This window comes from Paracoccus ferrooxidans (assembly GCF_029909815.1).
In the GTDB taxonomy this organism is placed as follows: Bacteria; Pseudomonadota; Alphaproteobacteria; order Rhodobacterales; family Rhodobacteraceae; genus Paracoccus; species Paracoccus versutus.
Genome location: NZ_CP038201.1, coordinates 791,427 through 815,527, shown reverse-complemented (window position 1 = coordinate 815,527; position 24,101 = coordinate 791,427). Strand labels below are relative to the sequence as shown.

Here is a 24,101-nt window from a genome sequence, read left to right as displayed (position 1 = left end):
GCGACATGGCACGGGGCGAATTACCTTGATCTAGGTCAAACCCGCCATGCGACGTTTTGTCCTATACAGTTCAGTTTTGGCTTGCGGCAGCTATGATGCCGGAAACGCCGCGGCGGGTTGGCCCGTGCCCGGCACGAATCTGCATCGCATCGGATTCCTCGACACATGAGCACGACCTCCTCCCCGCCCGCCGTGCAATCGGCCCCGTCCTCGCATGGTCGCCACCGGGTTTCGCCCTCGGATGTCGCGGTGGGCGTCATCATCGGGCGCACCTCGGAATTCTTCGATTTCTTCGTCTTCGCCATCGCCTCGGTGATCGTCTTTCCGCAGCGGATCTTTCCCTTCGCCGATCCGCTGACCGGGACGCTGCTGTCCTTTGCGCTGCTGGCGCTGGCCTTCGTCGCCCGGCCGCTGGGCAGCGCGCTGTTCATGAGCATCGACCGCCGCCACGGCCGCGTGACCAAGCTGACGGCGGCACTGTTCCTGATGGGGACCGCGACCGTCGCCATGGGCCTGATCCCCAGCTACGAGAACGTCGGCGGCTGGGCCGTCGTCATCCTGGCCATGCTGCGCATCGCGCAGGGGCTGGCGCTGGGGGGCGCCTGGGACGGCATGCCCTCGCTGCTGGCGCTGACCGCGCCGCGCCACCGCCGCGGCTTCTACGCCATGGTGCCGCAGCTGGGCGCGCCCATCGGGCTGATCGTCGCCAGCCTGCTCTTCGCCTATCTGGCGGCGAACCTGACGGCGCAGGATTTCCTGGACTGGGGCTGGCGCTATCCGTTCTTCGTCGCCTTCTCGGTCAACGTGGTGGCGCTGTTCGCGCGGCTGCGCATCGTCGCGACCGAGGAATTCGCCGAGCTGTTCGAATCGCGCGAACTCCAGCCCACCCGCATCGGCAAGACCCTGCGCGAGGACGGCGGCGCGATCCTGATCGGCATCTTCGTGCCGCTGGCCAGCTTTGCCATGTTCCACATGGTCACGGTCTATCCGCTGTCCTGGATCTATCTCTATACCGACGAGACGCTTCTGAGCTTCCTGATCATCGAGGCGGTGGCGGCGACCGGCGGCATCCTGGCCATCCTGCTGTCGGGCTGGCTGGCCGACCGCTTCGGCCGGCGCAACCTGCTGCTGGTCGGCGCGCTGCTGATCGGCGGCTTTGCCGCGCTGGCGCCCTTGCTGCTGTCCGGCGGCCAGACCGGCGAGCTGGTCTACATGATCGCCGGCTTCTTCATCCTCGGCCTCAGCTTCGGGCAAAGCTCGGGCGCGGTGGCGTCGCTGTTCGAGGCGCGCAACCGCTATACCGGCTCGGCCATCGTCTCGGACCTGGCCTGGATGTTCGGCGCGGGCCTTGCGCCGCTGACGGCGCTGCTGCTGTCGACCTGGCTCGGGCTGCCTGCCGCGGGGCTTTACCTGCTTTCGGGCGCGATCTGCTCGACCGTGGCCATCCTCTTGTCGGGCAAGCTGGAGTTCCGCGCCATCGACCCCTGACTTCGACCCCTGACCTCGGCCCTTCCGCACCCCCACCCGCGGCAAGGATGTTGTGCAATCCCTGGGCTTAGGCTTATCAAGGTATTGCGAGCAGGAGGAACGCCGGAATGGCGCCCGTCGCAGCCCCGAAAAGGCTGCGCCGGGCGCGGTCGCAAGGTTGGGAGGGGGCAGAGAATCCATGCGCGATTCCTCTGATGCAGCGGCTTGGCGCGTATTCGCCGGGCTGCGGGGATGCTGGCCATGACCGCTGCCGAGCGCGCGCAGCGCCATGAGCAGCGCGAGATGGTGACGCTTGTCACCGCGCGGGTGCGCGACGCCATCCTGCGCAAGCCGCATTTCGTCGCGGCCGACACCGACCTGCTGACGCTGTGCCGCGAGCTGGCGGCGCGCGGCATCACCGATGCGCTGGTGCAGGACGGCGCGCGGTTGGGCATCTTCACCACCACGAACCTGGTGCAGGCGATCCTGCGCGAGACGCCGGCGGCGGCGCTGAAGGTTCGCGACTTCACCAGCTTCACCCCGTTTTCGGTCTCGATCGACGACGATCTCTTCGACGCGATGATGATGATGCTGCGCCACCGCATCCACCGCGTCCTGGTGCGCGAGGCGGACGAGGTGGTGGGCATCCTCAGCCAGCTGGACCTGATGGGTTTCCTGGCCAACCAGTCGCATCTGGTCTCGGCCGAGATCGCGCGGGCGACCAGCCCGGCCGAACTGGCCCGGCCCGCCGCCCAGGTCGAGGCGCTGATCCGCGTGCTGAACGAGGACGGCGTGCGCATCGAGGTCATCGCCGGGCTGGTCGGCGGGCTGAACCGGCAGATCTTTCGCCGGCTGTGGCAGATGCTGGCGCCGCAGGCGCTGCGCGAGAACAGCTGCCTGATCGTCATGGGCAGCGAGGGCCGGTCCGAGCAGATCATCCGCACCGACCAGGACAACGCCCTGATCCTGCGCGACGATTTCAGCTTCGACGGGCTTGACCGGGTGACGCAGGCCTTCACCGAGGCGCTGATCTCCTTCGGCTATCCGCCCTGTCCCGGCGGCATCATGCTGAGCCGGCCGCTGTGGTGCCAAAGCGTGCAGGCCTTTGGCGACACCATCCGCGACTGGGTCCATGGCGGCGACCCCGAGGGGCCGATGAACCTGGCGATCTTCCTGGATGCCGCGGCGGTGGCGGGGGACGAAGGGCTGCTGGCCGCGGTGCAGGACCGGCTGCGGCGCATCCTGACCGGCAGCGACAGCTTCCACGCCCGCTTCGCCGCCGCGATCCGGCAGTTCGACAGCGGGGCCGAGGGCGGCTGGTGGCGCCGCCTGCCGGGGATGCGCGGACCCGAGGCGGCCGAGATCGACCTCAAGAAGCTGGGCATCTTCCCGGTCGTGCATGGCACCCGCGCGCTGGCGCTGGAATATGGCGTCGCCGCCACCGGCACCCGCGCCCGCTTGCAGGCGCTGGCCGGGGCGGGGCGCATCGACGCCGGGCTGGCCCGCGACCTGGCCGACGCGCTGCATTGCATGATGGCGCTGAAGCTGGACGGCAACCTGGCGCAGATCGCCCGCGGCCAGCCTCCCGACAACAGCATCCGCCCCGCCGACCTGGGCCGGCTGGACCGCCAGGCCCTGCGCGATTCGCTGAACATCGTGCGCGATTTCAAGCAATGGCTGGGCCAGCATTACCGGCTGGACCTGCTATGAGGCGGCGCGACGGTCCCCGCCCCGAGGTGCTGCTGGCGCTGTGCGGCGCCGGCTTCCTGCTGCTGAACTTTCCGCTGTTGCTGATCTGGGACCAGCCGCTGACGGTGCTTGGCCTGCCGCTTCTGCCGGTGGCGCTGTTCGTGATCTGGGCCGGGCTGATCGCCGCCCTGGCCTGGGTCAGCGCGCCGCGCGCCGGGCGGGGCGCCAAGGAGCCGCCGGACGCCGGGGAGAGGGACGGATGATCCAGCCCGCCCTGGTCCTTGCGGTATCCTTTGGCTACCTGCTGTTGCTGGTGGCGGTGGCGGCGCATGGCGACCGCCGCGCCGGCCAGGGGCGTTCGCTGATCGACAACAGCCTGGTCTATGCGCTGTCCTGGGGGGTCTATTGCTCGGCCTGGACCTATTTCGGCAGCGTCGGCCGCGCCGCCTCGGGCGGGGTGTGGTTTCTGCCGATCTACCTGGGCCCCATGCTGGCCATGCTGCTGGCCTGGGTGGTGCTGCGCAAGATGGTGCGCATCGCCCGCAGCTACCGCATCACCTCGATCGCGGATTTCATCGCCAGCCGCTATGGCAAGAGCCCGCTGCTGGCGGCGCTGGTGACGCTGATCACCGTGGTTGGCATCCTGCCCTATATCGCCTTGCAGCTGAAGGCGGTCTCGGCCGGCTACGAGGCGCTGACCGGCGGTCCCGGCCCGGCCGATGCGGCCTGGTGGCGCGACGGCACGCTTTACATGGCGCTGTCCCTGGCCGGCTTCGCCGTGGTCTTCGGCACCCGCCACCTGGACCTGTCCGAGCGGCACGAGGGCATGGTCGCCGCCATCGCCTTCGAATCCGCGGTCAAGCTTGCGGCCTTCCTGGCGGTGGGCGTCTTCGTCACCTACGGGCTTTTCGGCGGCATGGGCGACATCTGGGCGCGGGCGCAGGCCCAGCCCGACATCGCCGCGCTGTTGCAGCTGGGCGGCCAGGGGTTCCAGGGCTTCCAGGGCGCGCAATGGTTCACGCTGACGCTGCTGTCGATGCTGTCGGTGGTGCTGCTGCCGCGCCAGTTCCAGATGATGGTGGTGGAATGCGTGAACGAACGCCATATCCTGCCCGCCTCGTGGCAGTTCCCGGCCTATCTGCTGCTGATCAACATCTTCGTGCTGCCCATCGCCATCGGCGGGATGCTGATCTTTGGCGACGGCGGGGCGGGGGCGGAAAGCTATGTGCTGACGCTGCCCCTGTCGCAGGGCGCGGAATGGCTGGCGCTGCTGGCCTATCTGGGCGGGCTTTCGGCGGCGACCGGCATGATCATCGTCGAGACGGTCGCCGTCTCGACCATGGTCTGCAACGACCTGGTGATGCCCGCGCTGCTGAGCCGCGGCCGCTTTGCCCGCACCGGGGGCGACCTGACGCAGCTTTTGCTGAACATCCGCCGGGCCGCGATCCTGCTGGTGCTGCTGCTGGGCTATCTGTATTTCCGCGTCGCGGGCGAGGCTTATGCGCTGGTCTCGATCGGGCTGATCAGCTTTGCCGCGGTGGCGCAATTCGCCCCGGCGCTTCTGGGCGGCATGTATTGGCGCGGCGCGACGCGGGGGGGCGCGCTTGGCGGGCTGATCGGCGGCTCGCTGGTCTGGGCCTATACGCTCATGCTGCCGTCGCTGGCGCGCTCGGGCTGGATTCCGGGCGGGTTCCTGGACGGCCCCTTCGGCCTGGCCTTCCTGGCGCCGCAGCGGCTGTTCGGGCTGACGGGCTTTGACGAGCTGACGCATTCGCTGTTCTGGAGCCTCTTGGTCAACGTCTCGCTTTACGTCGGCCTGTCGCTTGCCGGCCGCGCCTCGGCGCGCGAGGCCAGCCAGGCGCTGCTGTTCGTCGAGGTGTTCCAGCGCGGCGAGGCGCAGCCGGTCTTCTGGCGCGGCCGGGCGCGGCCCGAGGATCTGCGCCGGCTGGCCGGCCGCTTCCTGGGCGCCGCGCGGGCCGAGGCGCTGTTTCGCGACCACGCGCGCGAGACCGGCACCGCGCTGGACAGCCTGACCGCCGATGCCCGGCTGGTGGACCGGGTCGAGCGCCAGATCGCCGGCGCCATCGGCACCGCCTCGGCCCGCGTCATGGTCGAATCAGTGGCGCAAGAGGAACCGCTGAGCCTGGGCGACGTGCTGGAGATCATCGACGAGGCGTCGCAGGTGCGCACCTATGCCCGCGAGCTTGAGGAGGCGACGGTCGAGCTGCGCGCCGCCAATGAAAAGCTGAAGAGCCTGGACCAGCTCAAGGACGACTTCATGTCCTCGGTCACGCATGAATTGCGCACGCCCCTGACCTCGATCCGGGCGCTGACCGAGCTGATGCTGGACACGCCCGACATCCAGCCGGCCGAGCGCGAGGAGTTCCTGGCCATCATCCTGTCCGAAAGCGAAAGGCTGAGCCGGCTGGTCAACCAGGTGCTGGACCTGGCCAAGATCGAATCCGGCATGGCCGAATGGCACAATACCGACGTGGACATGAAGGCGCTGATCGTCGCCGCGCTGCGTTCCACCGCCGAGCTGTTCCGCGAACGCGGGGCCGAGGTGGTGCTGGACCTGCCCGAGCAGGTGCCGATGGTGCTGGCCGATCCCGACCGGCTGACGCAGGTGCTGGTCAACCTTTTGTCGAATGCCGCGAAATTCGTCCCCGAGCACCGCGGCCGGGTCGAGGTCGCCCTGCGCCAGCAGGGCGACGAGCTGGTGGTCACGGTGCGCGACAACGGCCCCGGCGTCGCGCCCGAGGACCAGGCCGCCGTCTTCGACAAGTTCCGCCAGGGCGGCGAGGCCGGCAACCGCCCGCCGGGCACCGGGCTCGGGCTTCCGATCAGCCGGCAGATCGTGGTTAATCTGGGCGGCAGGATGTGGCTGGACAGCCAGCCGGGGCAGGGGGCGTGCTTTGCCTTCAGCCTGCCGCTTTCGCAGCAAGGGAGGGTCCGATGACGGATAGGGTGCTGATCGCGGATGACGAGCCGAATATCGTCGTGTCGCTGTCCTTCATGCTGAAACGCGAAGGCTACGAGGTGCTGGTCGCCCCCGACGGCACCCAGGCGCTGGCGATGATCCGGGGCGAGCGGCCGCGGCTGGTGCTGCTGGACGCGGCCATGCCGGGGCTGAGCGGCTTCGAGGTCTGCGAGGCGGTGCGCGCCGATCCCGACCTGTCGGGCATCCGCATCCTGATGCTGACCGCCAAGGGCCGCGACACCGACATCGCCCGCGGCATGGGGGCGGGGGCGGACGCCTATGTGACGAAACCCTTCTCGACCCGCGAGCTGATCGTCCGCATCCGCGAGATGCTGGCATGAAGCCCGTGCCGCGCCGCCTTCTGCTTGCCGTCGCGCCGGGGCTGGCGCTGGCGCTTTGGGCGCTGCTGGGCGTGGGGCTGTTCCATGCCTCGCTGCCCCTGGGGCTGCGCGGCGGGCTGGCCGCCGCCCTGGGCCCGGCGCTGCAGGCCAGCGGCGCGATCCTGTTCGGCTGGTGGCTGGCCGGTGCGGCGCTGGCGGGCTGGGCGGCGGCGCGGCTTCATGCCCGCCATGTCGAGGCCCCGGCGCGGTTGGCCGATGCGGCGCGGCTCTTGGCCGACAATGCCGATGCGCCGCGGCTGGAGGCGGCCGGCACCCCTGCCCTGGCCGCACTGGCCGATGCGGTGAACCGGCTGGCCGACCAGCGCCAGACCCTGCGGACCGACATGGCCCGGCTAGTGGCCGAGGCGCAGCAGAAGGTGGCGCAGGAACGCGACCAGCTGGGCGCGCTGATGGCCGAGCTGCGCCAAAGCGTCGTGGTCTGCAACCTCGACGGCCGCATCCTGCTGTACAACGACCATGCGCGCGGGCTGTTCCACCGCGTCTCGGGCGGGCAGCTTGCCGGCGGGGCCGAGGCGATCGGGCTGGGCCGCTCGATCCATGCCGTCATCGACCGCGCCCTGATCGACCATGCGCGCGAGACGGTGGACCGCCATATCGCGCGCGGCGAGGCAGCGGTTTCGGCGCAATTCGTCACCACCACGCCCACCGGCAGCCTTTTGCATGTCGTGCTGGCGCCGGTGCGGCCGCAGGCGGGGGCGATCAGCGGCTATGTGCTGCTGCTTGACGACATCACCCAGGATTATGCCGCCCAGTCCCGCCGCGACCGCCGCCTGACCGAGCTGACCGAGGCCAGCCGCGCCTCGCTGGCCAATATGCAGGCGGCGCTGGACATGCTGGACTATCCCGACCTGGAACCGGCCGAGCGCGACGGCTTCCACGCCATCGTCCGCGACGAGGTGGCGGCCATGGGCCAGCGGCTGGCGGCGATGACCGCCGATACCTCGCAAGAGATCCTGACCCGCTGGCCCCTGCAGGAGATGCTGGGCGACGACCTTCTGGCGGCGGCGGCGCAGCATGTGCTGGCGCAGACCGGCCGGGTGGCCAAGGTGGAAAGCGCCGACGGCGGCCTGTGGCTGCGGCTGGACAGTTTCTCGCTGATCCAGGCGCTTGGCGCGCTGGCGGGGCAGCTGGCCGGGCCGCAGGGCATGCCGCCGCTGACCCTGCGGCTGGCACCCGCCGCCACGCCGGGCTGGGCGCATCTGGACCTGGTCTGGCCGCTCGACGCGGCCTCGGGCGCGCATGGCATCGCCGACGCCAACGCCCGCGACATCGCCGAGCGGCATGGCGGCGAATTGTGGCTGGAGCAGGACCGCCCGGCGGGCCTGTCGTTTTTCCGCTTCCTGCTGCCCACCGCCTCGGCCGGGCCCGAGGCCGAGGCGCTGGAGCCGCGGCCGGAGTTCTATGATTTCGACCTGTTCGCGGCCAGCGATTCCAGCCGCTCGCTGGACGACCAGCCGCTGGAGCGGCTGAGCTATACCGTCTTCGACACCGAGACGACGGGCCTGAACCCGGCGCAGGGCGACGAGATCATCCAGATCGGCGCGCTGCGCATCCTGAACGGCAAGATGCTGCGCGGCGAGCGTTTCGACCAGCTGGTCGATCCGGGGCGCGAGATCCCGCCCGAATCCATCCCCTATCACGGCATCCGCCCCGAGATGGTGCAGGGCCAGCCCCGCATCGCCGCGGTGCTGCCGGCATTCCACGCCTATGCCTCGGACACGGTGCTGGTCGGCCATAACGTTGCCTTCGACATGCGCTTTTTGCAGATGAAAGAGGCGGCGACCGGGCTGCGCTTCGACCAGCCGGTGCTGGACACGCTGCTGCTGGCCAGCATCGCCCAGCCGCACGAGCCCTCGCATTCGCTCGAGGCCATCGCGGCGCGGCTGGGGGTCGAGATCACCCAGCGCCACAACGCACTGAGCGATGCGCTGGTGACGGCCGAGGTGTTCCTGCGCCTGCTGCCGCTGCTGAAGGCGCGGGGCATCGTCACCCTGGGCCAGGCGCGCGAGGCGGCCGAGCATTCCTATTACGCCCGGCTGCGGTATTAGCGGGCTGCTGAAAAAGTCCTTGCGACAGGACAGCGCGGGCGGGGAACCGGGAAATCCGCCTCAAACTTGCCGAAAACGCCCCATTTTCGGGCCGATATCAGCTGGCTCCAGAACGATTTCCGCTGCGTCGCCCTTTCAAAATCCTTTTTCAGCGGCCTGTTAGCGGGCAGGGCCGCCACCGGCCCTGCCGATGGCGCGCGTGGGATTACAGCGCGCCCAGGTTCCACAGCAGCGTCTCGCCCGAACTGTCGTCCACGCCGTCATTGTCGGTCACGACCCAGGCATCGCCCTGCGCGTCGAAGGCCAGCCCCTCGACCTTGTCCACCACATAGCCGTTGGTCAGCGCGCGCAGGTCCGGGATCAGGTCGCGCACCTCTTCCTTGGCGACGAGGGGCAGATCGCCGCCCAGCGGGGCCGGCTGCAAATCGGCCAGCGCCACGCGGAAGATCTTCTTCACCGTCGCCTTGTCGCCGATCAGGTTGTCGCGCTCGATGACATAGGCATGCTCGCCCTTTACCGCGATTTCCGACAGGCCCATCCAGCCCTCGCCCTTCGATTCCAGCGGATAGCGCACCGCGCCCCATTCCCCGGCGTCGAGGTCATAGGCCAGGAGCTTGACCTGCCCCTGCGGATCGTCGCCCCATTCCCGCTGCATCGCGACCCACAGCACGTTGCCCAGCTTGGCGATGCCTTCCGCGCCGAAGCGGGTCTGGTGCGCCAGCAGTTCGGCGGGCAGGGCGATTTCCCTGGTGATCTCGCCAGCCTCGTTCACATGCAGGATGGCATGGGGCACCAGCTTGGCCGCATCCCCCTCGTTCGCCAGCCAGAAGCCGCCCTCGCCATCCGAGGTCAGCCCCTCGATGTCGAGCTTCTGCGCCGGATCGCCGCCGCGGGTGACGATGGTCTGCCCGACGATCCGCGCCGGTTTCGCGCCGGTGTCGATCTCGTAGATCGAGGGCATGGCCGCATAGACGCTGTCCGAGGCGGCGAACAGCCGGTCCGCCCGCCCAGGGGCCGAGGCCAGCGCGCCAAGCGCGCCCCAGCCGATCAACCCGTCCGACCCGGCCGAGGTCAGCATCGGATAGGCCGGTTCCGCATCCGTGCGCTCGAAGATCATCACATGCGCCCGTGCGGCGCCATCCTCGCCCAGGTCGGCCTCGTTGGCGGTGACGAACAGGTTGCGCGCGGGAATGGCGACCGCGCCTTCGGGCGAGATGCCCGAGGGCAGGATCTGCATCAGCTTCGGTGCCGCCGGGTCGGTCAGGTCATAGACCGCCACGACCGAGGCGCGTTCGGACAGCACGAACAGATAGGGCGTCTCGCCGAAGCGGGCGAACTCGACGCTTTCGATCTCCACCCCCTTGGATTTCGAGCGTTTTTCCGGGTAGTGGCCGATCTCGGCGATGGCATGTTCCAGCGTGGCGCCGGATTCGTAAACCACCGTGCCGTCCTTGTTCCAGATGGTGAAGCCGCGCGAGCCGCCCTTCCAGTCCCCTTCGTTGGCGGTGACGAAATGGTCGGCGTCGATCCATTTCACCCCGTCGGGCTCGCGCGGGATCGGGTCGGTCTTGCCGGTAAAGTCCAGCCGGCCGTCGGTCCTGGTATCGACATTCTCCAGCGCGACCGCGCCGGCCGGGAAATGCGCGGCCAGCGTGCCGTCGGCGCCGATGACGGCGATGTGGTTGTTTTCCTGAAGCGTGACGACGATCTCGCCCGCCTCGTTGATGTCCACGAACTCGGGCTCGGGGTCTTCGGGGGCGATCTCGGCCAGGCCGGTCAGGTCGATCCGCTGCATTGCCGCGCAATCGGGCGCGCCGTCGCGGACCGGCAGCCTGACCAGGAAACCGGCGGGCATCTGCGGCAGGCCGCCGTCGCCCGCCTCCTCGTCGCGCTCGTTCTCGATCGCCACGGCCAGGAAGCTGCCGTCCGGCGCCACCGCCACCGAATCCGGCTGGCCGCCCAGGTCGCAGGAGGCGACCTCGGCCGCGCCTTGCAGGTCGATCACGGCCAGCCGCCCCGAGGGGTTGGCATGGTTTTCCGAGGTGTTCACGCCGACGAAGGCCCGCGTGCCGATGATATGGGCGGTCGTCGGCTCGCCATTCAGCGCGACATTGCCCAGCGGCTTCGGCGCCCTGGGGTCGCTGATGTCGATCAGCCCGACCACGCCCAGCGGGCTGTCGGTATAGATCAGCGTCATCCCGTCGGGCGAGGCCGAGATGATCTCGGCCGAGGAAGGGCGCCCCCTGTCCTCGTCCCCGGCCATGTTGGCGACGACCGGGAACGAGGCGATGCGGTTGAAGCTGTCGGAAAGCGCGGGGCCGGCAAGAAGCGCAAGCATCGAGGCGGCGGAAAGCAGGCGGGCGGTCATGGCAACTCCTGAGATGCGGATCGCGCGGACGCTAGGACCGGCATGCAACGGTCCGGTTACGGATGGCGGACAGTTTCATGTCATTCCGGGCATTTGCCGCGCGGATGCGCGAGGCGGCCGCCCGAACAGGGAAAAGCCCCGCTACGGGGTCGGAGCGGGGCGGGCCCTGGGTCGGGTCGAACGGTTTGGAAACGCCGGTGATGCAGGAAAAAGGGGTAACAGGGGCTGCGTTGACGATGAAATGTGCCGTGGCATCATCGTTGGGCCGGCCGTGTGTGCGCCGGCGCACAGTCGCGCCAGAAAATCGCCGCGCCGGCGTTCAGCCGACCTCGGCCCGGTTCTCTGCCAGCACGCAAAGCAGTTCGAACAGCACCGTCGCGCCGGTCAGCGCGGTGATGCCGCCGATGTCGAAGGGCGGCGAGACCTCGACCACGTCGGCGCCGACGATATGCAGCCCGGCCAGGCCGCGCAGCATCGCCTGCGCCTCGCGCGTGGTGAAGCCGCCGATCTCGGGCGTGCCGGTGCCCGGCGCCATCGAGGGGTCGATGCCGTCGATGTCGAAGGTGACATAGGCCGGCGCACCGGCCATCAGGGCGCGGACCTCGGCCATCACCGCGTCCGGGCCGCGGTGGGCGAATTCCTCGATGGTGATGATGCGCACGCCCTGGTCCCTGGCCCATTGATGCTCGTCGGGGGCATAGACCGAGCCGCGGATGCCGATCTGCGCCATGCGCCGGGGGTCCAGCACGCCCTCTTCTATGGCGCGGCGAAAGGGCGTGCCGTGGGTATAGGGGTTGTCGCCGAAATAGCGGTCGGCGGTATCGGAATGGGCGTCGAACTGCACCAGCCCCAGGGGGCCGCGGGCGGGGTCGGCCTTGCGGATCGCGCGCAGCACCGGCAGCGTGGTCAGGTGGTCGCCGCCGACGCTCAGCGGCAGGGCGCCCTGGGCGCAGATCCGGGCGATGCCCTCTTCGATCTGGCGCAGCGCCGCGGCGGGGTCGATGGGCTGGACCGCCAGGTCGCCCACATCGGCCACGGCCAGCCGCTCATAGGGGGCGATGCCGGTCACGGGATGGACGCGGCGGATCAGGCTGGACTGGTTGCGCACCTCGCGCGGGCCGTGGCGGGCGCCGGCGCGGTTGGTGGTGCCGCCGTCCCAGGGAATGCCCAGCAGCGCGACGTCGAGCCCCTCGGCGCTGGCGACGGCCGGCAGGCGCATGAAGGTCGCATGCCCGGCAAAGCGCGGGATCAGGGCGGCGTCGACGGGTTCGTGCAGGGGTTTGGGCATGGTGGCTCCGATGGCTGGATGGCGGGGTCGGGCGCATGATGCGGCGGGCCGGCGGGGTTTGGCAAACCGGATCACCGCCGGAAGGCCCTTGCCCCCCGCGTCAAGGCTGGTGCAACCTGGGGCCCTGCGACCTTGGGTCGGCAGGTGCTTCGAAACGGCCCTTGCCCGTTTGCGCCCACGCGACCCGACGATCCCCAGGCCGGGATCGCGGCCGCGCGTCCTTGGCAGCGGAGTCATGCCCATGAAACACCGGGTCGTCGTCATTGGTGCCGGCTTTGCCGGGCTGCAGGTGGTGCTGGGGCTGAAGGGCGCGGGTTGCGCCATCACCCTGATCGACCGGCGCAACCATCACCTGTTCCAGCCGCTGCTCTACCAGGTGGCGACGACGCTGCTGGCGACCTCGGACATCGCCTGGCCGATCCGTGCGCTGATGCGCGAGCGAAAGGACGTGACCACGCTGCTGGCCACGGTGGAAGGCATCGACCGGGCCGCACGCGAGGTCGTCCTGAAGAATGGCGAGCGCGTGCCCTATGACACGCTGGTCGTCGCCACCGGCGCCCGCCACGCCTATTTCGGCAAGGACCAGTGGGAAGCCGATGCGCCGGGGCTCAAGACGCTGGAGGATGCGACCACGATCCGCCGCCGCCTGCTGCTGGCCTTCGAGCGCGCCGAGCTGACCGGGGATCCGGCCGAGCGGCAGGCGCTGCTGACCTTTGCCGTCATCGGCGCCGGACCGACCGGGGTCGAGCTGGTCGGCATCATCGCCGAGCTGGCGCATCGCATCCTGCCGGCCGAGTTCCGCCGCATCGACACCCGGCAGGCCCGCATCCTGCTGATCGAGGCCGGACCGCGCATCCTCCCCGCCTTCAGCGACAGGCTCTCGGCCTATGCGACGCGCGCGCTTAAGCGGCGCGGCGTCGAGGTGATGACGGGCGCACCCGTCACCGAATGCTCGGACAGCGGGATCGTGCTGGACGGCCGCTTCATCCCGGCCCGCACGGTGATCTGGGCGGCGGGGGTGCAGGCCTCGCGCGCCCATGACTGGCTGGGGGCCGAGGCGGACCGCGCCGGCCGCGTCGTGGTGACGCCCGAACTGACCCTGCCCGGCGACCCCGCGATCTTCGTCCTGGGCGATACGGCGCATGTCGAATCCGGCGGCCGCGCGGTGCCGGGTGTCGCGCCGGCGGCCAAGCAGCAGGGCAAGCACGCGGCCCGGACCATCCGCGCAAGGCTTGCGGGCAAGCCGCCGCCGGGTGCCTTCCGCTATCGCGACATGGGCAACCTGGCGACCATCGGGCGCAACGCGGCGGTGATCGAGTTCGGCCGCTTCAAGATGACCGGCTGGTTCGCCTGGTGGGTCTGGGGCATCGCCCATATCTATTTCCTGATCGGCACCCGCTCGCGGCTGTTCGTGGCGCTGAGCTGGCTGTGGGCGTTCCTGTCCCGGCAGAACTCGGCCCGGCTGATCACCCAGCGCGAGGCCGGGCACCGCTAGGCGCGGCCCCTCAGGTCAGGGGCAGGATCGTCATGCCCGCCGTGGCCGCGGTGGCCAGGACGGCGGGGATGTCGGGCTCGTTCGGGGTCGGCAGGCCGTTGAAATCCTCGGGCAGCGCCTGGCCGATGCCGGTGAAGAACTGCTGGTGCATCCGGCCCGGCGCGTTCAGGATCAGCATCCGCGCCGGCGCCTCGCCCACCGCCTTGAAGGCGTGGACGGCGCCGTCCGGGATCGGGACGAAATCGCCGGGCCCGGCCAACCGCTCCTGCCCGTCGATCATGAAGCCCACCTGCCCCTCGAGGACAAAGAAGGCCTCGGTCTCGCCGGCATGATGGTTGGGCGGTGCGCCGGCGCCGTCCGGAACCACGCATTCAACAAAGGCAATAGCGGTCCTGCACCTCGTCCGGGAAGGCGTGGAAGGTCATGAAGATGTTCAGGACATTGTATTTCCGGGGCCTGCTGGTCATGGCAGCCGTCCTGTTGAGCCGCATCTGCCATGATGATGCTCTGATCCCGTAATAAGATAATAGTCTCATGAAGGATAAGCCATGCAGGCAGGCAAGGGCCGGACGGCACAAAAGCAGCGCACGCGGCGCGCGATCCTCGAAGGAGCGCGGGAACTGATGCGCCAGGGCAAGCCGGTGACGGTGGCGGCCGCCGCCGGGCTTCACGGCATATCCAGGGCGACGGCCTATCGCTATTTTTCCGACCCCGCGATGCTGGTGGCCGAGGCGGGGCTGGACATCGCGGTAAAGCCCTATGAGGAAATCGTGGCCGGCGCGGCCGACCTGCGCCAGAGGCTCAGGGCGATCAGCCTGTATATCTTCGACCTCTCGACCAGCCACGAGGCGCGGTTCCGGCAATTCGTCGCCATGACGCTGGCCGCATGGTCGCCCGAGGATGCAGCACGGCCGCAGATGCGCGGCGCCCGCCGCGTGGCGCTGTATGAACGGGCCTTGCAGGAGGATGGCGGCGGGCTGGCGGCGGCGCGGCGGCAGGCGCTGGTCCGGGCGCTGTCGACGGCGACAGGCACCGAGGCGATGATCGCGCTTTACGACATCGTCGGCGCCGATCCCGCCGCCGCGCGCGCCACGGTGGCCGAGATCGCGGATGCGATCCTGGACCGCTATCTCGGGCCGGCCCGGACGGGGCGCGACGGGATGGGCCGGGGCGATCCCCAGGGCGGCCGCGCGGAAGCCGGTTGCGACCGGGCCGAAAGCTGATAGCAATGATGCAGGCCGTGCCGCCGGGACCGGGGGCGAAGACGGCCGGGACGGCAGGAGGCGGAGGATGCCGGCGGCGGACAGGCCGTTGCGCAGCCGGGTGGCGGCGGCGAATGGCGCGGGATGCGATTTTCCCATCCAGAACCTGCCCTACGGCGTGTTTTCCACCCAGGGCAGCGCGCTGCGCTGCGGCGTGGCCATCGGCGACATGATCCTGGACCTGGCCGCATGCGAGGCGCGCGGGCTGCTGGATGCGGGCGGCACGTTCTCGCAGCCGCGGCTGAACGGGTTCATGGCCTTGGGGCGGGGGCAATGGGACGCGGTGCGCGCCCGGCTGACCGCGCTGCTGGCCGAGGGGGCCGAGGGCGACCTGCCGCTGGTCGCCATGTCTGATGCGCAGATGCACCTGCCGATCCGGGTCTCCGAGTTCACCGATTTCTACGCCTCGCGCCACCATGCCTTCAACGTCGGCGCGCTGTTCCGCGGACCCGAGAACGCCCTGCCGCCGCAATGGACGCATATGCCCATCGGCTATAATGGCCGGGCGTCCTCGGTCGTGGTCTCGGGTACGCCGATCCGGCGGCCGATGGGCCAGGTCCGGGGCGAGAACGGTCCCGAATGGGCGCCCTGCCGCCGGCTGGACCTGGAGCTTGAGCTGGGGGCCATCGTCGGCGCGGACAGCGAGATGGGCCAGCGGATCGGCGTCGAGGATGCCGAGCGGATGATCTTCGGCTATGTGCTGCTCAACGACTGGTCGGCGCGCGACATCCAGGCCTGGGAATACCAGCCGCTGGGCCCGTTCCAGTCCAAGGCGCTTGGCACCACCATCGGCGCCTGGATCGTGCCGCAGGCGGCGCTGGAGCCGTTCCGCTGCGCCGGCGCGCCGCGGGAGAACCCGCTGCTGCCCTATCTGCAGGAAAAGCGGCCGGGGCTTTACGACCTGGAGATCGGCTGGACCATGAACGGGCAGGTCATGGCGCGGACGAATTACAACGTCATGTATTACTCCAGCGCGCAGCAACTGGCGCATCACACCAGTTCCGGCTGCCCGATGCGGGTCGGCGACCTGCTGGGCTCGGGCACGATTTCGGGGCCGGGCCGCGACCAGGCCGGCGCCCTGCTGGAAATGACCGAGGGCGGCCAGGTGCCGGTGACGGTCAATGGCGCGCCGCGCCGCTTCATCGAGGATGGCGACGAGATCGGGCTTTTCGCCCATGCGCAGGGCGCGGGCTATCGCATCGGCTTCGGCCCCTGCACCGGCCGCATCCTGCCGGCCCGGCCATGAATGCGGTCCTGAACGCGGCCCCGGCGGCGGCGGATGCCGTGCCGCCGGCCATGCTGCGGCATCGGTGCGCGGCCGAAACCCGCCCGGCCCGTTGATCGGCGCCGCGCGGTCGGGCAACATCGGCCAGGCGCGGGCTTACCGATCAGGCGCCCATCCGGCCGCCGGCAGGGAGAAGACATGGAGAAGAGGACCGAGTTCCACATCTGGTATTGGATCCTGGCTTTCCTGGCCGTGATCCTGCTCCAGGATCTGCTGTCGGGCGCGCGCGACGTCGCGCCGATCAGCTACAGCCAGTTCGAGGATTACCTGGAGCAGGGCCGCATCTCCTCGGTGGCGGTGGGCGGCGACCGCATCACCGGCAATTTCAACAGCCCGGTCGACGGCCGCAACCAGTTCGTCACCACCCTGGTCGATCCGGCCGTCCTGGAACGCATCGACCAGGCCGGGGTCGAGATCAGCGGCGTGCCGCAGAACACCTGGCTCGGCGCGCTGCTGTCCTGGGTGGTGCCGGTGGTGCTGTTCCTGGCGCTGTGGATGTTCGTGTTTCGCAAGTTCGCCGAGCGCCAGGGCCTGGGCGGCTTCATGCAGGTCGGCAAGAGCCGGGCCAAGGTCTATATGGAGAAAGAGACCGGCGTGACCTTTGCCGATGTCGCCGGCGTGGACGAGGCCAAGGCCGAGCTGGAGGAGATCATCGCCTTCCTGCGCGACCCCGAGGGCTATGGCCGCCTGGGCGCGCGGGTGCCCAAGGGGGTGCTGCTGGTCGGCCCGCCCGGCACCGGCAAGACGCTTCTGGCGCGGGCCGTGGCGGGCGAGGCGGGCGTGACCTTCCTGTCGATCTCGGGCTCGGAATTCGTCGAGCTGTTCGTCGGCGTGGGCGCCGCGCGGGTGCGCGACCTGTTCGAGCAGGCCCGCAAGAGCGCCCCTGCGATCATCTTCATCGACGAACTCGACGCGCTTGGCCGCGCCCGCAACTCGGGCCAGTTCACCGGCGGCAACGACGAGCGCGAGCAGACGCTGAACCAGCTGCTGTCCGAGCTGGACGGCTTCGACCCCTCGTCCGGCGTCGTGCTGCTGGCCGCGACCAACCGGCCCGAGATCCTCGACCCCGCGCTGCTGCGCGCCGGCCGCTTCGACCGGCAGGTGCTGGTGGACAAGCCCGACCGCAAGGGCCGCATCGACATCCTCAAGGTGCATATGAAAAAGGTGCGGCTGGCCCCGGATGTCGAGGTCGGGCAGGTGGCGGCGCTGACGCCGGGCTTTTCCGGCGCCGACCTGGCCAACCTGGTGAACGAGGCGGCGCTGCTGGCCACCCGGCGCAGCGCCGATTCCGTGGCCATGGCCGATTTCAACCATGCGGTCGAGCGCATCGTCGCCGGGCTGGAAAAGCGCAACCGTCTGCTGAACCCGCGCGAGCGGGAGATCGTCGCCTGCCACGAGATGGGCCATGCGCTGGTCGCCATGGCGCTGCCCGGCGTCGACGTGGTCCACAAGGTCTCGATCATCCCGCGCGGCATCGGCGCGCTCGGCTATACCATCCAGCGCCCGACCGAGGACCGCTTCCTGATGACCCGCGCCGAGCTGGAGGACAAGATCGCCGTCCTCTTGGGCGGGCGGGCGGCGGAAAGCGTGGTCTTCGGCCATCTCTCGACCGGCGCGGCCGACGATCTGGTCAAGGCGACCGACATCGCCCGCGCCATGGTCACGCGCTACGGCATGGACGACGAGCTGGGCCATGTCAGCTATGACAGCGACCGCCCCGGCTTTCTGGGCACGAACGAGCAGGGCTCGTGGCTGAGCCGGCGCTATTCCGAGGCCACGGCGCAGCGGATCGACGCGGCGGTGAAGCAGATCACCGACAGGATCTTTGCCCGCACCGTGGCGCTGCTCGAGGCCAATCGCGACCTTCTGGACCAATCCGCCCGCGAATTGCTGGAGCGCGAGACGCTGGAGGATGCCGAGCTGCGTGCCTTTGCGGCAAGGGTGCGGCCGGCGGCCGCGGCCGCCTGAGCCCCGCCGGGTCGGTCAGGCCAGCAGGGCCGCCATCCCGCGCACCCGCGCCAGGGCCGCGGCATTCAGCGTCCGGGCGGCCTCGTCGGTCTCGGCCTCGGTGTAAAGCCGCAGCTCCGGCGCGTTGCCGGACGGGCGCAGGTGGATGATCGCGCCGTCCGCGAAGGTCATGCGCAGCCCGTCAGTCTGGTCGATCCGCCGCAGCCCGCCGGCCAGCGGGCCGAATTGCGCCTCGATCCGGGCGCGGCTGTCCGCCTCGCTGCCCGCGGTCAGCCAGGCCAGGATCGCCTGGGAATCCTGGGTCGGGAAATCCTGCAGCCGGTCGCTGAAGGTCACGCGCCGCGGCAGGCCGGCGCAAAGCTCGGCCAGCGGCCGCGCCCTGGCCGCCGCCAGCACCGCAACCACCGGCAGCACCGCGTCGCGCGTCGGCAGCGCCGCCAGCCGGCGCCCGTCCCGCGCGATCTCGCTGCCCAGCAGGAAGCCGCCGTTCGCCTCGTAGCCGCAGACGGGGCCCAGGGTCTCGCACGCCGCCTCGTCCATCGCTGCGATGACATGGGGCGAGCCGATGCGGGTGCGGATGGTGCGGGCGAATGCGCCGCTCAGCTCCAGCGCGGTGTTGCTGCTGACCGGGGTGACGACGCATTCGGCGCCCAGTTCGCGGGCGCAGATCAGGCCCAGCAGGTCGCCGCGCAGCCATTCGCCGCGGTGATCGGCCAGAAGCGGGCGGTCGGAATCGCCGTCGGTCGAGACGATGGCGTCCAGCCGGTGCCGCGCCGCCCAGTCCCGCGCCAGGGCGATGTCCTCGGGCCGCAGCGCCTCGGTATCGACGGGGATGAAACGATCCGAGCGGCCCAGCGGCAGAACCTCGGCCCCCAGCGCGCGCAGGATGCGGGCGATAAGGTCGCGGCCGACGGCGGAATGCTGGTAAAGCCCCAGCCTCAGCCCGGAAAGCGCATCGTTGCCGAAGAAATCCACATAGCGGGCCAGATAGCCCGCCTCGATGTCCACGGGCTCGGGCAGGGGCGCCGCCTCGGCCAGCATGCCGTCCGCGCCGAAGCGCCCGGCGTCCGGCGCCAGCACCTGCCGGGCGATGCCGGCCTCGTCGGGCTTCAGGATCTCGCCGGCGGGGCGGTGGAACTTGATGCCGTTGCGGTCGTCGGGAATATGGCTGCCCGTGACCATCAGCGAGGGGATGGCCCGGCCAAAGGCGTAATGCGCCAGCGCCGGCGTCGGCACATGGCCGCAAAACAGCGGCCGCCCGCCCGCGTCGCGGATCGCCTGGGCGCAGGCCCGCAGGATGCGCGGGGTCGAGGGGCGCAGGTCGCCCGCCAGCGCCACCTCGGTCCCGGGGGCGAACGCGCCGATCTCGCGCAGGTATTGCAGGAAGCCCAGGACGCAGCCATGGGCCACGCGGTCGGTCAGCGCGCTGGCCAATCCGCGGGCGCCGCTGGTGCCGAAGGCGACGCCGCTTTGCGCCATCAAGGCGCGGACGGTGAAGGGGCCTGTCTCGGTCATGCTCGAAGCTCGCTCTTTGGAAAGCCGATCATGCAGGCGAGCCGGGCGGTTCGTCCAGAGCCGCCGTGCCGGGTCTTGTGTCTTCACCGTTCTCCAAATACTCCAGATCCGGTGCTGGGATGCGCCATGGCTGGCCAAGGGGCCAATGCGCCGCCGCTTGCGGCGCTGGCAAGCCGCTGAAAGCGGTGGCAGAATGCGGCGATGCACCCGGACCAGATCCTCAGCCGCCTTGCCGTGTCGCTGGCCATCGGCCTGCTGGTCGGGCTCGAACGCGGCTGGCGCACCCGCGACGAGCGCGAGCATCAGCGCGCCGCCGGCCTGCGGACCTTTGCGCTGGCCGGGCTGACCGGCGGCGCCACCGGCGTGCTGGCGCTGGATTTCGGCGGCTTGGTCATCGGCATCGTGTTCTGCGGCTTCGCGCTGGTCTTTGCCGCCTTCCAATGGCTGGAATCGCGGCTGGACCGGAATGTCAGCGCCACCTCGGCGGTGGCGGGGATGCTGGTCTTCCTGCTGGGCGCGCTGGCCGTCACCGGGCCGCTGGTCCCCGCGGTCGCCGCCGCCGTGGCGATGACGCTGCTCCTGGCGGCGCGCGAACACCTGCACCGCTGGGTCGCGGCGCTGAGCTGGGCCGAGATCCGCGCGATCCTGACGCTGGCGGCGATGTCCTTCCTGCTGCTGCCGGTCATCCCCGACCGCAGCGTCGATCCCTGGGGTGCGGTCAACCTGCGCGAGATCTGGCTGCTGGCGATCCTGATCGCGGGGATTTCCTTTGCCGGCTATTTGGCTGTCCGGGCCTTCGGCGACCGGCTGGGGATCGTGGTGATGGCGGCGGCCGGGGGGCTTGCCTCATCCACCGCGACGACGCTGGCCTTTGCCCGGCTGGGCAAGGCCCAGCCCGGCGCCGCCCGGCTGCTGGCCGCCGGCATCCTCATCTCCGGCGTCGTGATGCTGGTTCGCGTCGGCGTGGTGACGGTCGGGCTGAACCGGGCGCTGCTGGCGCATCTGGCCCCGCCGCTGGCGGCGGGGGCGGTGGCGATGGCCCTGGCGGTGGCGCTTTTGCTGTGGCGGCGGCCGGCGCAGGCCGGGCCGGCGCTGCCGATCAGCAACCCGCTGGCGGTGGGCACGGCGCTGAAGATCGCCGCCTTCATTGCCCTCGTGCTGCTGGCGGCCGAGATCCTGCGCCGGCACTATGGCGATGTCGGCGTGCTGATCATCGCCGCGATCTCGGGCATCGGCGACGTGGATGCGGTGTCGATCTCGATGGCGCGGCTCGGCGGGGGCGACCTAGCCACCCCCGTCGCCGCGCAGGCGATCCTGGTCGCGGTGGCGGTGAATACCCTGTCCAAGGCGGCGATGGCGGGGCTGGTCGGCGGCCGGCGCATCGGCGTGATCGTCGCGGGCGCCAGCCTGTTGGCCCTGGCCGCCGGTTTCGCCGCCTTCCGGGCGCAGCCGGTGCTGGCCGGCCTGTGACGCCGCCCCCGCCCCCGCCCATCGCCCATCGCCGCGTCCCGCCGTCACGAAAGCTTTGCACGCTGCCGCTAGACCCGCCGCGCAGAAAGGGAAAAAGGCATGGCTGCGATCGAGATGGAGGCGGTGGTCCGGGCCTTCGGCGCGACGCGCGCCGTGGACGGGGTTTCGCTGGCGGTGCCGCCGGGGGCGTTCCTGGCGCTGCTGGGGCCCTCCGGCTGCGGCAAGACCACGCTTTTGCGGCTGATCGCCGGGCTCGAGCGGCCGGACGCGGGCCGCATCGCCCTGGGCGGGCGGCTGGTGGCCGGGCCGGGGCGGTTCGTTGCGCCCGAGGCGCGCGGGCTGGGCATGGTGTTCCAGTCCTATGCGCTTTGGCCGCACATGACCGTCGCCGGCAACATCCGCTTCGGCCTGCGCATCCAAGGCCTGTCCCGCGCCGAGGAACGGACGCGCATCGGCGAGGCGCTGGAGATGGTCGGCCTGTCCGGCATGGCCGACCGGCGCCCGCACCAGCTGTCGGGCGGCCAGCGGCAGCGGGTGGCGCTGGCGCGCAGCCTGGCGGTGCGGCCGGGCCTGATCCTGCTGGACGAGCCGCTGGCCAATCTCGACGCGCATCTGCGCGAGACGATGCTGGCCGAATTCCGCCGCATCCATGCCGCCCTGCGCACCACCTTCGTCTTCGTCACCCATGACCAGGACGAGGCGATGGCCGTGGCCGGGCTGGTGGGCGTGATGAATGCCGGCCGGCTGGAGCAGCTGGCGAGCCCGGCCGATCTTTATCGCCGCCCGGCGACGCCGATGGTGGCGCGCTTCGTCGGGCGCGGCCGGACGGTGCCGGTGCAGGTGCTGGGCCGGTCCGGGGGGCTGTGCCGCATCGCCTTGCAGGGCCGGGTGGTGGCGGTGCCGGGCGATGCGCCGCCGGGGCCGGGCTGGCTGTGCCTGCGGCCGCGCGACCTTGCCGCGACGGCGGGCGGGGGCCTGCGCGCGCGGGTGCTGGACCACCGTTTCCAGGGCGGCGGCCATCTGGTCACCGCGGCGCTGGAGCATGTCGAGGACGGCGGGACCGTCGATTTCACCCTGCCGCGGCCGCCGCATCCCGGCGAGACGGTCGAATTGTCGCTGACCGGCGGCTGGATCCTGCCGCGCGAGGCATTGCGGGCCGAGACGCCGCTCCAGCACCGCCTGCTGGCCGGGGCGGGGGCCGGCGCATGAGGCTGAGGGCGCTTTCCGGGCTGGGGGTCAAGGGGCCGGCCTGTTTCCTGCTGGAGATCGCCGGGCGGCGGCTGATGCTGGACCTGGGCCGCGGCCCCGATGGCGATGCCCTGCCGGACCTGTCCGGGGTGGGCCGGGTGGATGCGATCCTGTTCTCGCACGGCCATGCCGACCATACCGGCGGGCTGCATCTGGCGGCAGGGCTGGGCGATCCGCCCCTGTTCGCGCCCGAGCCCGCCATCGCCCTGTCGCGCGATCCGGCGATGCAGGCGGCGCGGCGGCTTGAGGCTTTTGTGGATTTCGGCCTGCCCTTCGACTGCGGTCCCGCCGGCCATGCGCCGGGGGCCTGCTGGATGCGCATCGGCGGGGCCGAGGGGCTGGTCTATACCGGCGATCTTTCGGCCGAGGGCGGGCTTTATCGCTGCACCATGCCGCCCCAGGCGCAGGCGATGGTCTTCGACGCCTCCTATGGCGCGGCGGATCAGCCGCTGGCCGAACAGGCGGCGGGGCTGCTGGAACTGGCGGACGGGCCGCTGCTGCTGCCCGCCCCGGCCGGCGGGCGCGGGCTGGAGATGGCGCTGGCCTTCCTGGCCGCCGGGCACCGGGTCTCGATCTGCGCCGCGCACCGGGCCGTGGCCGAGGCCATGCTGGCCTGGCCGGGCTGGCTGGTGCCGGGCGGGGCCGAGGCGCTGGCGCGGCTGCTGGCCGAGGCGGCCGATCTGGTGCCCGACGGCCCCCTCCGCGACACCATGATCGCGGCCGGACCCAATGCCGAGCGCGACAGCGCGGCCATGCTGGCGCGACGCATGATCGGCGAGCGCATCGGCCGCGTCGTCTTTACCGGCCACCTGGCGCAGGGCACCCCGGCGCAGGGCTGGGTGGCCGAGGGGCGGGCGCTGTTTCGCCGCTGGAACGTGCATCCGACGCTTGCCGGCACCCGCGCCCTGTTCGAGGCCGTGCGCCCGGCGCAGGCGATGCCCGCCTTCTGCACGGCTGATGCGGCCGGGCGGCTGGCCGCGGCGCTGGACCGCCCGCTGGTCGCGACCGCCGAGGTCGCCTGGTGATCCCGCTTCTGTCGCAGCCCTTCCTGTTCCTGCGCCACGGCCGGACCGCGGCCAATGCCGCGAACCGGATCGGCGGCGCGACCGACGACCCGCTGGACCCGACCGGGCTTGCGCAGGCCGAGGCGGCGGCGCGGCTGCTGGCGGGCCGCCCGCTGGCCGCGATCTGGCATTCGCCGCTGGCCCGCGCCGCGCAGACCGCGGCGGCGGTCGCCCGCGTCACCGGCGCGCCCTTGGTGCCGCTGCCGGGTCTGGCCGAGCGCAACTGGGGCACGTGGGAGGGACAGGACCGCGCGATCCTGATCCGCGACGCCACCCCGCCCGGCGGCGAGGGGCCGCAGGCGTTCCGCGCCCGCATCCGCGGCGCCCTGGCCGGCATCGTCCCGCCCCTGCCGGTGCTGATCGTCGCCCATTCCGGCACGGCGCGCGAAATCCACGCGGCCCTGACCGACGCCCCCTTCCGACGGCTCGGCAATGCCGAGGCGGTGGAATGGCGGCAGGACCGCGATTGTCGCTGGATCTGCACGAAACTGTCATCTGCGCTTTGACTTTCGCCGCTAGCACCCTTGCGAAACGGCAAAACCGACGAGGACAA

General features: G+C 70.8%; 18 protein-coding genes. 14 read left to right on the top strand and 4 right to left on the bottom strand.

Annotation, left to right across the window (positions count from 1 at the left end; all coding sequences use genetic code 11):
* Nucleotides 1-165 precede the first annotated feature (165 nt).
* From E3U26_RS16935 to E3U26_RS16910, 6 genes are all read left to right on the top strand, one after another.
* Nucleotides 166-1,488, top strand: coding sequence for an MFS transporter (locus E3U26_RS16935; RefSeq protein WP_072461197.1), 1,323 nt, complete (start codon nucleotides 166-168; stop codon nucleotides 1,486-1,488).
* A gap of 240 nt (nucleotides 1,489-1,728) precedes the next feature.
* Nucleotides 1,729-3,177 (top strand): putative nucleotidyltransferase substrate binding domain-containing protein, encoded by a 1,449-nt coding sequence (locus E3U26_RS16930; RefSeq protein ID WP_240540615.1) that lies wholly within the window; start codon nucleotides 1,729-1,731, stop codon nucleotides 3,175-3,177.
* Nucleotides 3,174-3,419: a hypothetical protein gene (locus tag E3U26_RS16925; RefSeq protein ID WP_140847548.1), complete on the top strand. Its 246-nt coding sequence runs from the start codon at nucleotides 3,174-3,176 to the stop codon at nucleotides 3,417-3,419. The genes E3U26_RS16930 and E3U26_RS16925 overlap by 4 nt, the downstream gene beginning before the upstream one ends.
* The gene (locus tag E3U26_RS16920) at nucleotides 3,416-6,115 is read left to right on the top strand and encodes an ATP-binding protein (RefSeq protein WP_499106117.1); all 2,700 of its coding nucleotides are present in this window, start codon (nucleotides 3,416-3,418) and stop codon (nucleotides 6,113-6,115) included. Before E3U26_RS16925 ends, E3U26_RS16920 begins: the two co-directional genes overlap by 4 nt.
* Entirely contained in the window at nucleotides 6,112-6,477 is a 366-nt protein-coding gene (locus E3U26_RS16915) for a response regulator transcription factor (RefSeq protein WP_036757416.1), read from the top strand. Before E3U26_RS16920 ends, E3U26_RS16915 begins: the two co-directional genes overlap by 4 nt.
* On the top strand, nucleotides 6,474-8,585 hold the full coding sequence (locus tag E3U26_RS16910) for a 3'-5' exonuclease (protein ID WP_499106116.1): 2,112 nt from the start codon (nucleotides 6,474-6,476) through the stop codon (nucleotides 8,583-8,585). The genes E3U26_RS16915 and E3U26_RS16910 overlap by 4 nt, the downstream gene beginning before the upstream one ends.
* Nucleotides 8,586-8,790: 205 nt before the next feature.
* Here the strand turns inward: E3U26_RS16910 and E3U26_RS16905 are convergent, their stop codons facing one another.
* Together E3U26_RS16905 and speB are read right to left on the bottom strand one after the other, a co-directional pair.
* The gene (locus E3U26_RS16905; protein ID WP_499106115.1) at nucleotides 8,791-10,953 is read right to left on the bottom strand and encodes an esterase-like activity of phytase family protein; all 2,163 of its coding nucleotides are present in this window, start codon (nucleotides 10,951-10,953) and stop codon (nucleotides 8,791-8,793) included.
* A 319-nt stretch (nucleotides 10,954-11,272) separates the two neighbouring features.
* Nucleotides 11,273-12,241: an agmatinase gene (gene speB / locus E3U26_RS16900; protein ID WP_499106114.1), complete on the bottom strand. Its 969-nt coding sequence runs from the start codon at nucleotides 12,239-12,241 to the stop codon at nucleotides 11,273-11,275.
* Nucleotides 12,242-12,476: 235 nt separating this feature from the next.
* Here speB and E3U26_RS16895 point away from each other — a divergent pair, with 235 nt between their 5' ends.
* Nucleotides 12,477-13,736, top strand: coding sequence for an NAD(P)/FAD-dependent oxidoreductase (locus E3U26_RS16895; protein ID WP_499106113.1), 1,260 nt, complete (start codon nucleotides 12,477-12,479; stop codon nucleotides 13,734-13,736).
* Nucleotides 13,737-13,746: 10 nt separating this feature from the next.
* Here the strand turns inward: E3U26_RS16895 and E3U26_RS16890 are convergent, their stop codons facing one another.
* Nucleotides 13,747-14,103, bottom strand: a complete 357-nt coding sequence (locus E3U26_RS16890; RefSeq protein ID WP_499106112.1) for a cupin domain-containing protein — start codon at nucleotides 14,101-14,103, stop codon at nucleotides 13,747-13,749.
* 181 nt (nucleotides 14,104-14,284) lie between these two features.
* Here E3U26_RS16890 and E3U26_RS16885 point away from each other — a divergent pair, with 181 nt between their 5' ends.
* The 3 genes from E3U26_RS16885 (at nucleotide 14,285) to ftsH (ending at nucleotide 18,251) form a co-directional block, all read left to right on the top strand.
* Nucleotides 14,285-14,959, top strand: a complete 675-nt coding sequence (locus E3U26_RS16885) for a TetR/AcrR family transcriptional regulator (protein ID WP_499106111.1) — start codon at nucleotides 14,285-14,287, stop codon at nucleotides 14,957-14,959.
* 67 nt (nucleotides 14,960-15,026) lie between these two features.
* Nucleotides 15,027-16,244 (top strand): fumarylacetoacetase, encoded by a 1,218-nt coding sequence (fahA, locus tag E3U26_RS16880; protein ID WP_499106110.1) that lies wholly within the window; start codon nucleotides 15,027-15,029, stop codon nucleotides 16,242-16,244.
* A 177-nt stretch (nucleotides 16,245-16,421) separates the two neighbouring features.
* Nucleotides 16,422-18,251, top strand: coding sequence for an ATP-dependent zinc metalloprotease FtsH (gene ftsH, locus E3U26_RS16875; RefSeq protein WP_036757437.1), 1,830 nt, complete (start codon nucleotides 16,422-16,424; stop codon nucleotides 18,249-18,251).
* Nucleotides 18,252-18,266: 15 nt separating this feature from the next.
* Here ftsH and E3U26_RS16870 read toward each other — a convergent pair whose 3' ends face one another.
* A complete protein-coding gene (locus tag E3U26_RS16870) occupies nucleotides 18,267-19,766 on the bottom strand; it encodes a phosphomannomutase (RefSeq protein ID WP_499106109.1) in 1,500 nt (499 codons plus the stop codon).
* Nucleotides 19,767-19,967: 201 nt separating this feature from the next.
* On the opposite strand from E3U26_RS16870, the gene E3U26_RS16865 reads away from it, so the two are divergent.
* From E3U26_RS16865 to E3U26_RS16850, 4 genes are all read left to right on the top strand, one after another.
* Nucleotides 19,968-21,236: an MgtC/SapB family protein gene (locus tag E3U26_RS16865; RefSeq protein WP_499106108.1), complete on the top strand. Its 1,269-nt coding sequence runs from the start codon at nucleotides 19,968-19,970 to the stop codon at nucleotides 21,234-21,236.
* Between the two features lie 99 nt (nucleotides 21,237-21,335).
* The gene (locus E3U26_RS16860; protein ID WP_499106107.1) at nucleotides 21,336-22,445 is read left to right on the top strand and encodes an ABC transporter ATP-binding protein; all 1,110 of its coding nucleotides are present in this window, start codon (nucleotides 21,336-21,338) and stop codon (nucleotides 22,443-22,445) included.
* Nucleotides 22,442-23,509: an MBL fold metallo-hydrolase gene (locus tag E3U26_RS16855; protein ID WP_499106106.1), complete on the top strand. Its 1,068-nt coding sequence runs from the start codon at nucleotides 22,442-22,444 to the stop codon at nucleotides 23,507-23,509. The genes E3U26_RS16860 and E3U26_RS16855 overlap by 4 nt, the downstream gene beginning before the upstream one ends.
* Complete coding sequence (locus E3U26_RS16850; RefSeq protein ID WP_499106105.1) at nucleotides 23,506-24,054, top strand: histidine phosphatase family protein; 549 nt, start codon at nucleotides 23,506-23,508, stop codon at nucleotides 24,052-24,054. Before E3U26_RS16855 ends, E3U26_RS16850 begins: the two co-directional genes overlap by 4 nt.
* Nucleotides 24,055-24,101 lie beyond the last annotated feature (47 nt).

Excerpts from the sequence above, each read along its gene's own strand:
- E3U26_RS16935 (WP_072461197.1), top strand. The coding sequence starts at position 166 with ATGAGCACGACCTCCTCCCCGCCCGCCGTGCAATCGGCCCCGTCCTCG.
- E3U26_RS16930 (WP_240540615.1), top strand. The coding sequence starts at position 1,729 with ATGACCGCTGCCGAGCGCGCGCAGCGCCATGAGCAGCGCGAGATGGTG.
- E3U26_RS16925 (WP_140847548.1), top strand. The coding sequence starts at position 3,174 with ATGAGGCGGCGCGACGGTCCCCGCCCCGAGGTGCTGCTGGCGCTGTGC.
- E3U26_RS16920 (WP_499106117.1), top strand. The coding sequence starts at position 3,416 with ATGATCCAGCCCGCCCTGGTCCTTGCGGTATCCTTTGGCTACCTGCTG.
- E3U26_RS16915 (WP_036757416.1), top strand. The coding sequence starts at position 6,112 with ATGACGGATAGGGTGCTGATCGCGGATGACGAGCCGAATATCGTCGTG.
- E3U26_RS16910 (WP_499106116.1), top strand. The coding sequence starts at position 6,474 with ATGAAGCCCGTGCCGCGCCGCCTTCTGCTTGCCGTCGCGCCGGGGCTG.
- E3U26_RS16905 (WP_499106115.1), bottom strand. The coding sequence starts at position 10,953 with ATGACCGCCCGCCTGCTTTCCGCCGCCTCGATGCTTGCGCTTCTTGCC.
- speB (WP_499106114.1), bottom strand. The coding sequence starts at position 12,241 with ATGCCCAAACCCCTGCACGAACCCGTCGACGCCGCCCTGATCCCGCGC.
- E3U26_RS16895 (WP_499106113.1), top strand. The coding sequence starts at position 12,477 with ATGCCCATGAAACACCGGGTCGTCGTCATTGGTGCCGGCTTTGCCGGG.
- E3U26_RS16885 (WP_499106111.1), top strand. The coding sequence starts at position 14,285 with ATGCAGGCAGGCAAGGGCCGGACGGCACAAAAGCAGCGCACGCGGCGC.
- fahA (WP_499106110.1), top strand. The coding sequence starts at position 15,027 with ATGCCGGCGGCGGACAGGCCGTTGCGCAGCCGGGTGGCGGCGGCGAAT.
- ftsH (WP_036757437.1), top strand. The coding sequence starts at position 16,422 with ATGGAGAAGAGGACCGAGTTCCACATCTGGTATTGGATCCTGGCTTTC.
- E3U26_RS16870 (WP_499106109.1), bottom strand. The coding sequence starts at position 19,766 with ATGACCGAGACAGGCCCCTTCACCGTCCGCGCCTTGATGGCGCAAAGC.
- E3U26_RS16865 (WP_499106108.1), top strand. The coding sequence starts at position 19,968 with ATGCACCCGGACCAGATCCTCAGCCGCCTTGCCGTGTCGCTGGCCATC.
- E3U26_RS16860 (WP_499106107.1), top strand. The coding sequence starts at position 21,336 with ATGGCTGCGATCGAGATGGAGGCGGTGGTCCGGGCCTTCGGCGCGACG.
- E3U26_RS16855 (WP_499106106.1), top strand. The coding sequence starts at position 22,442 with ATGAGGCTGAGGGCGCTTTCCGGGCTGGGGGTCAAGGGGCCGGCCTGT.